Origin of the sequence: Sulfuriferula thiophila, from assembly GCF_003864975.1 — a bacterium.
Lineage (GTDB): Bacteria > Pseudomonadota > Gammaproteobacteria > Burkholderiales > Sulfuriferulaceae > Sulfuriferula > Sulfuriferula thiophila.
In genome coordinates this window covers 153,381-165,318 of sequence record NZ_BHGL01000003.1, presented here as the reverse complement: position 1 = coordinate 165,318, position 11,938 = coordinate 153,381, and the positions used below count along the sequence as shown (strand labels likewise).

Annotated in this window: 11 protein-coding genes; all 11 read right to left on the bottom strand. The window is 46.2% G+C overall.

The window, feature by feature from the left end:
* Position 1: 1 nt before the first annotated feature.
* Positions 2-886, bottom strand: coding sequence for a glucose-1-phosphate thymidylyltransferase RfbA (rfbA, locus tag EJE49_RS01875; protein WP_124948707.1), 885 nt, complete (start codon positions 884-886; stop codon positions 2-4).
* Complete coding sequence (gene rfbB / locus EJE49_RS01870; RefSeq protein WP_124948706.1) at positions 883-1,947, bottom strand: dTDP-glucose 4,6-dehydratase; 1,065 nt, start codon at positions 1,945-1,947, stop codon at positions 883-885. The genes rfbA and rfbB overlap by 4 nt, the downstream gene beginning before the upstream one ends.
* 60 nt (positions 1,948-2,007) lie before the next feature.
* Positions 2,008-3,111, bottom strand: a complete 1,104-nt coding sequence (locus EJE49_RS01865; protein ID WP_124948705.1) for a DUF1972 domain-containing protein — start codon at positions 3,109-3,111, stop codon at positions 2,008-2,010.
* A gap of 26 nt (positions 3,112-3,137) precedes the next feature.
* Positions 3,138-4,262, bottom strand: a complete 1,125-nt coding sequence (locus EJE49_RS01860) for a glycoside hydrolase family 99-like domain-containing protein (RefSeq protein WP_124948704.1) — start codon at positions 4,260-4,262, stop codon at positions 3,138-3,140.
* Positions 4,263-4,352: 90 nt separating this feature from the next.
* Positions 4,353-5,234: an acyltransferase family protein gene (locus tag EJE49_RS01855; protein ID WP_124948703.1), complete on the bottom strand. Its 882-nt coding sequence runs from the start codon at positions 5,232-5,234 to the stop codon at positions 4,353-4,355.
* Positions 5,235-5,252: 18 nt separating this feature from the next.
* Positions 5,253-6,431 carry a glycosyltransferase family 4 protein gene (locus EJE49_RS01850; RefSeq protein ID WP_124948702.1) on the bottom strand — a complete coding sequence of 393 codons (1,179 nt, stop codon included), beginning with the start codon at positions 6,429-6,431 and terminating at the stop codon, positions 5,253-5,255.
* Positions 6,428-7,567, bottom strand: coding sequence for a glycosyltransferase (locus tag EJE49_RS01845; protein WP_189941604.1), 1,140 nt, complete (start codon positions 7,565-7,567; stop codon positions 6,428-6,430). The genes EJE49_RS01850 and EJE49_RS01845 overlap by 4 nt, the downstream gene beginning before the upstream one ends.
* Positions 7,568-7,656: 89 nt before the next feature.
* Positions 7,657-8,628: a glycosyltransferase family 2 protein gene (locus EJE49_RS01840; protein ID WP_189941602.1), complete on the bottom strand. Its 972-nt coding sequence runs from the start codon at positions 8,626-8,628 to the stop codon at positions 7,657-7,659.
* A gap of 35 nt (positions 8,629-8,663) precedes the next feature.
* Positions 8,664-10,136, bottom strand: a complete 1,473-nt coding sequence (locus EJE49_RS01835) for an O-antigen ligase family protein (RefSeq protein ID WP_124948699.1) — start codon at positions 10,134-10,136, stop codon at positions 8,664-8,666.
* A 43-nt stretch (positions 10,137-10,179) separates the two neighbouring features.
* The gene (locus EJE49_RS14475) at positions 10,180-10,734 is read right to left on the bottom strand and encodes an acyltransferase (RefSeq protein ID WP_275540752.1); all 555 of its coding nucleotides are present in this window, start codon (positions 10,732-10,734) and stop codon (positions 10,180-10,182) included.
* Positions 10,731-11,906 carry a polysaccharide pyruvyl transferase family protein gene (locus tag EJE49_RS01825; protein WP_124948698.1) on the bottom strand — a complete coding sequence of 392 codons (1,176 nt, stop codon included), beginning with the start codon at positions 11,904-11,906 and terminating at the stop codon, positions 10,731-10,733. Before EJE49_RS01825 ends, EJE49_RS14475 begins: the two co-directional genes overlap by 4 nt.
* Between the last annotated feature and the right edge of the window lie 32 nt (positions 11,907-11,938).

Below are 11,938 nucleotides of genomic sequence, written 5' to 3'. Positions count from 1 at the left end.
ATTAGAATAACCGTTCATTCAACATTGTTAACAGATACTGACCATAGCCATTTTTACGCAATGGTTGTGCCAGAATTTCAACTTGTGCTGCATCGATATAACCCTGACGATAAGCGATTTCTTCCGGGCAGGAGATTTTCAGGCCCTGGCGTTTTTCTATGGTCTGGATGAAAGTCGATGCTTCCAGCAGTGACTCATGTGTGCCGGTATCCAGCCAGGCATGACCACGCCCCATGACCTCAACGTGAAGCTGGCCCATATCCATATAATGCCGATTCACGTCGGTGATTTCCAGCTCGCCTCGCGGTGAAGGCTTGAGATTGCGGGCAATGTCGATGACCTGATTGTCATAGAAATACAACCCGGTTACCGCATAGCGGGATTTGGGCTGAGTTGGTTTTTCCTCCAGGCTGATGGCATCGCCTGCCGCATTAAATTCCACCACGCCATAGCGTTCAGGATCGTGCACAGGGTAAGCGAAAACCGAGGCGCCTTCAGGTTTGGCAGCCGCTGCACGCAAATCATGCGCAAATTCGTGACCGTAAAAAATGTTATCGCCCAATACCAGTGCGCTGTTGTCGTTGCCAATAAAATCGGCACCGATAATGAACGCCTGAGCCAGCCCATCGGGTGAAGGCTGCACACGGTAACTGATATTCAAACCCCACTGTGCGCCATCGCCCAGTAGTTGCTCAAAGCGCGGTGTATCCTGCGGCGTAGAGATGATCAAAATATCGCGTATCCCTGCCAGCATCAGCGTGCACAGCGGATAGTAAATCATCGGTTTGTCATACACCGGCAGCAGCTGTTTTGATACAGCCTGCGTCACCGGATACAGCCGCGTTCCGGAACCACCGGCCAGAATAATACCTTTACGTGCGCTCATGCTTTGCTCCCATATTGTTTTGCTATCCAGTTGCGATATTCACCGCTGGCGATATCCGACACCCATTCCTGGTTAGCCAGATACCAGGCCACTGTTTTGCGTATGCCGGTTTCAAAGGTTTCGCTCGGCACCCAGTTCAATTCGCGTTGTAATTTTGTAGCATCAATCGCATAGCGGCGATCATGACCGGCGCGATCTTTCACATAAGTAATCAGATCGGCATGGGGCGTGACGGGGGATGAAGCATGCAAATCATCCAATATCGTGCAGATGGTTTTAACCACATCGATATTGGCTTTTTCATTCCAGCCGCCCACGTTGTACACTTCGCCGACTTTACCTTGGGCCAGTACAGTGCGGATAGCGCTGCAATGGTCGCCAACATACAGCCAGTCGCGCACATTCAAGCCATCCCCGTAAATTGGCAACGCTTTACCGGCAATCGCATTCATCATCACCAGTGGAATCAGCTTTTCCGGGAATTGATACGGCCCGTAATTGTTCGAGCAATTCGTCGTTAATACCGGCAGGCCGTAAGTATGATGATAAGCGCGCACCAGATGATCCGAAGCCGCTTTCGATGCTGAGTAAGGGCTATTCGGCGCATAAGCTGTGGTCTCGGTAAATGGCGCATCATCCGGGCCTAGCGAACCATAAACCTCATCCGTTGATACGTGCAGTAAGCGGAAAGCAGCTGTGCCCGCATCATCCAGCTTGTTCCAGTAGGCGCGTACGGATTCAAGCAGGTGGAATGTCCCCACCACGTTAGTCTGCACAAAATCTTCCGGCCCCAGAATAGAGCGATCGACATGGCTCTCCGCAGCAAAGTTGATCACCGCGCGTGGCTGGTGAGTTTGCAATAACTGAGTGACCAGCGCAGTGTCACCGATATCGCCCTGTACAAAAATATGGCGGCTATCATCCGCAATGCTGGCCAGATTTTTAACATTGCCCGCATACGTCAGTTTGTCCAGATTGATGACAGGTTCATCAGACCCCGCCAGCCAATCCAGCACAAAATTCGCCCCTATGAAACCTGCACCACCGGTCACTAGTATCATTGTTCTTTCCCTATTGATATAAATAATGTCTTTGCATATTTAATGCAGTGGCTTGAGCAATCACAGCCATTTCAGTAATAAATTTTCATACTCAGCAAGAATTTTCTCCCAGGTAAATTCAGCATTAAAGCGTGTTTTGCTGGCCAGTTTCATACGTGAAATTTCAGCGTCATTGTCGAGTAGCTTATCCAGCGCAGCAGCGCATTCGTCCTCGTTTTTGAAGTAATGCGCACCCTCTGCTACAACCCAGCGATTGAACGGATTGTCATGCGCCAGCACCGCATTGCCAGCACCCAGTGACTCAACCAGCGAAGGATTGGTACCGCCCACCTGATGGCCATGCACATACAGTTGCGCATGGAAACGCAACGCCGCCACGGTGGGCTTGTCATAAACCGCGCCGATAAACTTCACTTCATCTGAAGCGGCTTCTTTTACCGCACGCTGATAAGCGTGGTTGGGGTCATATTTACCTAATACTACTAACTGCATCCCGCGCGGGCGGCGCGACCAGGCGCGCACGACTTCTAGGATGGAGTTTTCCGGCTCCGCACGTGCAATCAGAATTGCATACCGATTGGATTCCAGTTGGTAGGGTGCCAATGCACCAAGATCGGCTTGGTCAACACTATCAGCACCATAAGGGATCGTCGTGATCTTATTGGGGCTAACCCGAGTGGAGAGATGCTTTTTAATTTCGGGGTGATCCGCTACCAGATGGTTCCCCAGCCAGCAGCCGGCCCAGTCATTCATCCAGAACCACAGTTTGGCGACGGCTCCCCATTTTTGGCGGTGCCATTCTATACCATCCATATTAATCAGATTCTTATGGCCACGCAGACGGTACAGCACGCAGAAAATCGCCGTGTTATAGCCCAGTGTCAGCACCAGGCCAGACTCACCCGCCGCATGCACAGTTGATTTCCAGTCAAACAAGATCGTGCCAGCCGCACCTGAAGTCGCAACAGGGATGCGTACCCGCCGCACCCCTTGCCAGGTATCTTCAAACGTAGGCCCCTCACCCTCTTCCTGGCAATAGACTATAACTTCCCAGCCTTGTTTGACGAGGTAAAGCGCCAAATGCTCGGCAAAGGTCTCAAAGCCGCCGTGAGCGGCAGGGACACCACGGGTGCCGAGTATTCTGATGGTTTTATGTGCGGTCATAAGTCAAGTTTGTTTGTGAGTGTTACTTACTGAGTGCCAAAAGTGGCTTTCACTTGGTCTAGATATTGGGTGCCATACTTAACTGTTGGTTGAATATAAGAACCCTCACCAAACTCATTCCAGCAGCAAATGATGCCTGTTTTCATGGTTTTTGATGGGTAAACATTCATCAATGTTTTGGCAGCCTGCAAGTGCTGGGCGAAAATTTGCGGTGTACTGACTGAGTTGTCATGTAATGGGTCTACACTACCGCCCCAAGGTTTTTTATTCCAGCCTGCGGTCATCGGGATAATATAAGGCAGTGGAGAGCCGCTTAATATCCAGCTCCACTGGTTGCGATAACCCTGATCCAGTTCAGCATAACTATGCGAATAAGCACCGGGTTGATAGTAATGATAGTTATAGGCAGACAGTGCGTTGTATCCGTTTTGCGGTGCAAAAGTATAGGCAGTTGCATCTGCGCCGACGCCACCGACAAAATAAATTCCCGCATAACCTGCGGATTTTGCAATCTGGTTAGCTTGGTTAATCAACGCTAATGTTGTTGAACCAAAGCTATTTGCTTGGGCTTCTAACATGGTGGCAGAGAAGATAAAAACGACAGGCTTATTATCAATCCGTAGATATTCAGGCTGGTTGAAATAATTGGTTACCCAATAATTCACCATACTGGTAAATTCAGTTTGAGTCCGCGGAATGCTATTGTGATTTGCCCACAGTAGAGATACTTTTACCAGGTTTTTATTATTGGCGGCAAAGTGAGCCTTAATGGCGTGATCGAGTTGTGGTTTCTGCCCATCCCAGTACCAATCATAAGCAACAAAGTTGATAGCGTAATCGTGCATTTGCTGGATGGTTTGTTCTGCTACAGAGACATCGCCTTCAGGGTAATAACCAACTAATGGTTTTCGTTCTGGATATGATGCAATTTGATTCCAGGGTAAGGCATAAGCTCCGCCAACTTGATTGTCCTTCCAGCCGGGATAGTAATAAACGCCAATCTGATAAAGCGGTTTAGTTGTTTTACTACTAGAAATGGTTGTGTAGCTAGTCGTTTTTTTTACGGTAGTGATAGCCGCTTGCGATGGAGTCATAATAGAGCCAGCTATTAAGCTGACAACCAGCGTTGCATAATGTGAGTTCTTTAACATTGCATTGTCTCCTATATATTAGGTTAACTTGCGTAAAGTATATTTATTGGGACAGTATCGATATTCCTTAAAACATTATATTAAATGGCTCTATGTTGAATATTTAGCTATTTTTGGGAATGTGCGACGTAGTAAAATTATGATTAATAAAGATAGAAAAAAAGTTGTAACTGGTAAATAAATCCCATGTATGGTATTTGAATGTACAAGGGTTTTTAGTATTAATATATGAATGAAGTATATACCCAAAGTATTTTTTGCGATGATGTTAAAGTTTAGCGATGAAGGTATTTTTAATATTCTAAAAGCTAAAATGCAACCTACAAAGATGCCAATTAAGTATGGGATACCTATCCCCTTATATGGGATTACATATATCGCAGTAGCTATAATAAATAAGAGTAGCGTTATTTGAAGTTGTTTAGATATATTGCGAGCATAAGCAAAGAAAATGCCTAAAACTACTGCCGCTAATGCTTGTGCGTATTGTGCTATTGGATATCCAAGCTGAATCGATGTATCCCGCCAAATTGATGTTGAGCCTAATATTAAAATGCTGAGCAATCCGGCACCCCAAGCTATATGGCTAGCGATAAAGTAGCGTCTGATAATATCAAACATTAATAAACATGCTAATACGAAGGGCATATACCATAAGTGGATACTTGGCCCTGCTAGTACACCAGAAGTAAACCCATTATTTAGAGGAATTATTGGATTGTGGCTAATTATGTTTACTAACCCATAAACTATGAACCAAATCCCCCATGGTGTAAGCCAGCGTTTTATTCTAGGTAGAAATGGACGCTCAGCTACATAACTGCTGCAACCAGCAAGATACATGGAGATTATTAGAAATATAATCAGACCGCCATAAGCTATTTCGTGGCCTATTACGTTAGAGTGATACCAAACTATAGAAAAGGCACTAATGATACGAAACAACTCAATATCTTGTCTTTTTTTCATCATATTTTAAATTTACCAATGTCATTGAACCGACTGTTTGATTATTGCGAGGTAAACCTGCTCAGTTTGTGTTACCTGACTTTCCAGCGAGAAAATCGCGCGCTGCCGATCACCACCTGCCGCACCCATTGCTTTACGCAAATCCTCATCCAATGCCAGTTGAGCAATTGCATCAGCAAGACTGGATGCGTTTTTAGGTTCGAACAGAAGTCCTGTTTTATTATTTTCAACTATGTCTAACAATCCACCATGAGCAGCTGCAATTACAGGAGCGTTTGCAGCCATAGCTTCAATTGCAACCATTCCAAACGGTTCAGGTTCAGTTGAAGGAACTACTCCGATATCCGAGCCGAACCACACTGGCCAAATATCATCCACGAAGGGAATAAATGTAAATCTATCGGATAACCCAGCCGTTGCTACGCTTTGTTGCAGTTGAGTCACCAGATTTTCCAGACCAGGCGCGGGGCTGCCCACGATCACAAAACGCAAATTATGTACCAAGCCACGCTGGTGCAAGAGCGTCGCAGCTTCAATAAGTAATTCTTGACCTTTCCAGCGGTTGATGCGGCCGGCAAGCGTGATCACAATGTCGTTCTGACTTGCCCCGACACTGGATCGAAATGCAGCAATATGTTCTGCCGATGGCGCCTGTGCCGGGGGTAGGCCATTAAATACCACGCCTGAACGTGCTTTCAGGCTGGGTTGTTCGTCAAGTAGCCAGCGTTCTGTCATGGACGAATTGGACATCACCCGATCTGATAATAGTCGCACCAATAATGGAAAGGTTTTACTTACCAATTTTGGTGAAAGGATGATTTCATGTACATGCCACAGATGTTTTATCCGTCGCCGTGCTGCCCATATCGCACCTGAAAGCACTGCCAGCGTATTGGAGTGAACTACTGCAACATTACGACCTGCAATAATACGATCTATCTCACCAACACCTTTAATCATGCGGCCTGTAAGTCGCACTAAACCGATAGGGCTCATGACAGCTCGGCTAATTTTCGCGACTTCGCCAATATGCACTTCGATACCATCAGCAATTAAAGCATCATGCAAAGGACCCGTTTCAGGCAGTATCACTACAGGTTCATATTGGCCACGCTGTAATAGTTCGCCAACCAGATATTGCAATACCTTGTCAGAACCATACATTTCAGCGGATTGATGAACAAACAAAATGATACTCATGCTTCAATCCTTTTGTCTGTAATCTCGGTACGCATTCTGTCTATCATTGCCTGAATGGCCTCCGGGCCAAATAATGGACGAGCTTTTTCACGTTTGCTTAAATCAATATTTGGTGAATTCAGTTGTGCCACCAATCGTTGTGCGAAATTTTCGGCACTATCAGCCACATCACATAACGCTTTTAATTCAGGCACCAAGCCTGCAACACCCTGTGGGGTGCTCACGACGGGGCGCTGTGTCATTAACATGTCTAGCGTCTTTACATTGACGCCGCTACCAGTCAATACCGGATTTACCAGAACCGCAGAGTCCATTAAAAATGTCATGACATTCGGCACGTCTTCATAAAGACGCAATTTGTCAGAGCCGGAAAACAAAGTTTTAATTGAAGCTGCCGGGCGTGATCCAGCCACATGCAATATCGTTTGCGGGCGTAATGACCACACTATGGGCATGACTTGTTCAACCAGCCAGTGTATGCCTTGTACGTTATTTGGGGTATTCAGGTTACCTAGAAAAGCCAGTTCTCGTATAGGTGCTGTCTCACTCACCGCTGGTGGCGATATTGCAGCTTCTGATAATGGCGGCAGCCATTGAGCACCCTTCACTCCGCGATCAGCCCACCAGGCTATATCATCGGCTGAAATATCAAAACACACCTGCGCGCTTTGCATTACTTTCAGCTCGAAACGGCCCAGATTTAGCCGCGCGAGCGACCACGCCATGCGGTCGCGCAAATTATTGGCAGCAGCAGCCTGACCAGCGAAATAGCGATGTTCTATATTGTGCGAACGAAAAAACATTGGTATGCGAAGCGCGGCACTCAAATCAAATGCTAATAGCCCGCCATATAGACTGTCCAACAACACGGCATCAGCCGAGAAGACTTTCGCCGCACGATGAATTTCGGTCCGTTGATCACCGTAGACTGCGCGTGCCGCCACATGGGACGGTATGCCTTTTAGCATTTGTAGCAAACGTAAACCATTACGTTTAAATCCACGCTGATTTGGTAATGCTTGCAAGCTTGCAACTTCATTTTCTACGACGGCTAATGCTTCGGCATTAGGTCGGGTATCAGGCTGGTCATCGTACCAACATATCAGGCTGACATCACAGCCTAAGCGTTTCAACATCTGTAGTCGTCGCCAAATGTCTGCTCTCCCGCCATGATTGGGTGGGTAGGGGAACTCGGATGCAACCACCAGAAGGCGCAAGCGGCGATTCATGTGCCTGGCCTTTTAGCAATCGGCGGTGCAAAACCACCCATGCCCCGTAAAGCCGCTACTGCTTGTATATTACGACCCTTGAGTGCGAACTTCAGCACGTCCCATAAGCTCATCAGAATGACTGACGGCAAATATGGAGTATAGAAATGGCGCGTAAATTTCAGCCGATTTTTAAACAGATAATACAAAGATAACGCTGAGCCGCCCGAGGCAGTGGTGCCAATTGACGCACCTTCCTTGTGATATACCTCGCTCAATGGCGCATACCCCAGTCGGAACAGGTTTCTGCTGCGCGTTGCCCAGTCGATTTCCTCAAAATACAGAAAATAGTCTTCGCGCATCAAACCAATCTGTTCGATAAATTCGCGTCGTATCAGCATCGCTGCGCCCACCACATAAGACAGATTTTTTTCGACTTCGGACGGCGATGCCGGGATGGTTGAAAGTTGTGAGAACGCTCCCACGTGGCGCGAACGCCCAGTCCATGGTGAATAAATTGCACCACCGAAAGCCTGAACTTTTTCACGTTCGTGGTAATAGATCAGTGTGGAACCACACAATCCGATTTGCTCATCGGCCGTCATGCGCGTTACAGCTTGTGATAATGCATCTGGTGCAACTGTCGTGTCATTGTTCAAGAGCCAAATAAACGCACAGTTCGGGTCTTGCATTGCCAGGCGAACACCCACATTATTGCCCCCAGCAAAGCCCAGATTAGCACCGTTCTGAATCAATATCAGACGCTTGCCCAGCGCAGGTGATGCCGCACTTTCAACCTCGACACGGGTCAGCTGCGCCCATTCATCAGTGTTGAATCGCGCCATAGCCCACTCCGCCATGTGTTCCATGGAGCCATCTTTCGAATCGTTGTCACAAACGACCACGGTATATTCTACGTTTGACGAAAGAAACACGCTATCCAGACATTCAATCGTGTCTTTCCAGCCATTCCAATTCAATATTATCACGTATGCGTGACTGTTTTTTGAATTAAGTACACGGCTCATTGCGCCCTCGATTCATGCTTCGCAACGGCGAGGACACCGGCAGCCAACATAACGAACATAATATTTTGCGGCATGGATACTGCACCTAGTGTCACTAATACCGAGATTGCTGCGGCCATATAAGCAGATACGTAATACATGTTTCGTCCAGAATGGCTACTAACGTAACGCAGCGAAGTGACTATCAAAGACAGTACCATGGCAAAGAATAGCGCTAAACCCACCCAACCTGAATCAAGCAGAACGGATAGGTAATATATATCCATAGTAAGTGCATTAAGATATGTTTTCACACCCGCAATTTGTACTGCGGCACCCAGGCCGTATCCAAAAAAGGGACTGTTAGGTATCGCATTTAGCGCCAACTGCAGCTGAACTGCCCTTACCATTGAACTGCCAGATTCCGTTCGTGATCCGCCAGCGATTAAATGCTCACCGATTCCATATGCAGCCAAAATGACAATCAGAACTACTGGAACCGCTACTATTGCGAAACTGCTATATTTTTTTGAATTTGTTAGCAAATATACCCAAAGCATCATACCTAAAACTGCCCCAGAAACGACTAGCGCCATCACCCCGGACCTTGATCCGGATTTCAATATTCCTATCATAATTAGTGGTAGGGCAATCAACGCGACGAGCCTCCAGGCGCGCGAACGATCAAGTAAAAACGACACAAGGACAATAGGCGCGGCTGCACCCAAAAACTGACCAAACAAAATGGGATGACTAAATACTGATTGCACACGATAAGCGCCACCACGCACCTTGTCGGCAATAATTGTGGCAATAGCATCACCCACATCGCCGGTTTCACCACTGGCTGCAAAACCGATAAACATATTTTTGCCTTGTAGCGCTTCGACTATGCCAGCAAGACCGACAATGACTGTGCATGCAACAATAATTCGGCCAAGCAGTTGAATGCCATTTTTCCCCTGGCAAACAAACAGCCCATACGCAAATAAGCTATAGACGTAGATCAGTTCGCGTAACAGACCTGTGTTCGTTGCTACAGGTGCACCGGACAAAAGATTGCTAATCGCACGCCAAACTATCCATAGCCCAAAAAAAATCGCAACGGGTTTTATTTCGGCAATAAGTAAAGGCATGCGCGAAGAAAAACTTCTGTAATGGGCTGTCAATGCCAGGATGAAAATCAATCCCATTGCGGTCGAGAGTGTGAATGGGTTCACACGAGGTAACCCGCCTGCGGAAAAAAATATGTACTGTGGCCATACAATAGACATTGTTAGAACAAAAGCACTGAAAATAATAAGTTTACGTTCTGGAAACATGGCGGTTGTCTGCCTAAAGCCCCATGCTGTCACCAGAAACAATATGGCAATCATGATGATTGCCACGCGAGCGGATACACCTACCGGCATTAGTGCTACCGTCACACCGAGTAAAAATGTGGTGAAAAGTAAACCTAGCATCAGTAGACCACGGTTCAGTATTTTCATAATTTACGTTTGTTTATGAATAAAAATTGAGTGAACTCTGAGGTTATACGAATGGTATTGGCGAAGCATCACCAAGAAAGTAACGTATGTCCCTAGGCCTCTCGCCAATTTTTTTTGCTGGAATTCCACCAACTACGGTGTAGGGTTCGACATTTTGGGTTACTACAGCACCAGCAGCGACTACGGCACCCTCACCAATTGTTACTCCGGGCAGAATTGTTACACGACAGCTAATCCATGCATTATCGCCGATGGTTACTGCACCACCAGCATCACCGAAATGCGGGTCGCGGTAATCATGCTGAACTGTCCAAATCCATACACCTGTACTGAAATTAACATTCCTGCCAATGTTGATGCCAAGTCGTCCATCAAGGATCGCGTGATGACCAATTATTGTGCCCTCACCAATTTCTATACATTCAGGTCGGCGAATTTCTGCGCCTGAATAAATTGCTGTTGCACGTCCGATTCGCATACCCACAGAAGAATAAATAGCCTTGCGAATAAAATGGGAGGGAATTTTGCCGACGTATAAAAGCATTAAGTATTTGGCACCATGCAATATTAGCCAGATTCGTAACTTAATAGACTTCATTTTGTCTCCATAGTCCGGAATAAACTAATCAGGTAATTTTTGTAGTGGCTTAATTTTTCTTGCGCGATTATGTTGCCGCTATCAACCTCGGTTTTGAGATTGCTGCGGTTGTTATATCCGTTTATTATTTTTGATAATGCGTTCTCGGTATCGTCTGTTTTGAGATCGGCTAGATGCCAATATCCAAGCGCGCCAAATAATCCATTGAATTTTCGGCTATAAGCCATTGGTATTACTGGTACACCAGATGAGAAGGCTGCAATACAGGCATGCATACGCGCGCCGGTGAAGAAATCTAAACTTGAAATATATGATTTGGCTTCGCTGGGCGAATTGAATTTGGGTGCTACGACAAGGCTTGGGTATTTTGCATGTAGTGCCATATTGGCTATATAGTCATCTTCGACGGGCATCGTATCTGCTAAGACGTGCCCCACTAAATGAATCTCTACATCTGGCTGGGTAAGGAAGTACTCAATGACCTGGTTGATAAGGGATTGGTATTCAACGGACAAACCAAATTGATTATCGCGTGTATATCCTCCATTCATTAAAAGACCAGAAACATTAATCCCGACTCGCGTTTTATTCTGTCCAGAAAGTACCTTTTTTTCGTACGGCAAACAAAATGCAACATCAATCACTTCTTCGGTGTTATTTACAACGCCCATATCCACAAGAGTTTTCATCGACATTCCATCTCGCGCAAAGACTTTCTTTGAGCGATGCATAATGAAAACAGCAAGTTTTTTAACCCAACTGGCCGAGAATGGGCCAATTGTCTGCGGGCTTAAAATAAGGGGTTTCTTCAACCCCAAAGCAATTAACTTTGAAAGGCAGAGAAAGAAAAAATGTTTCTGACCGTATATATCGGAAAAGCTGTCACCTGCACCGATATCCAATACAAGATCACAAGATCGCATTTGGCCAACATACCGCGACTTTCCAAGTATTATTTTCTTGATAGAAAGCGGGTCAGCTAATTCACACCCTAACTCTTTGGCTAATCCGAGTTTCGGTCCTGTTGGACAAAATTCAATTGCTTCTAATTCGTATCCGGCAGTATTCGCGGCTTCTTTAGCTAAGGCTATTTGTGATTGAGCAAGTGCAGCCACTCCGAGATTTTCGGATGTCAGTGTTTGCCATGCAAAGCCAATTTTCAGTTTTTTCATCACGCTATTTTCCGCTCATAATTAATTTTCTA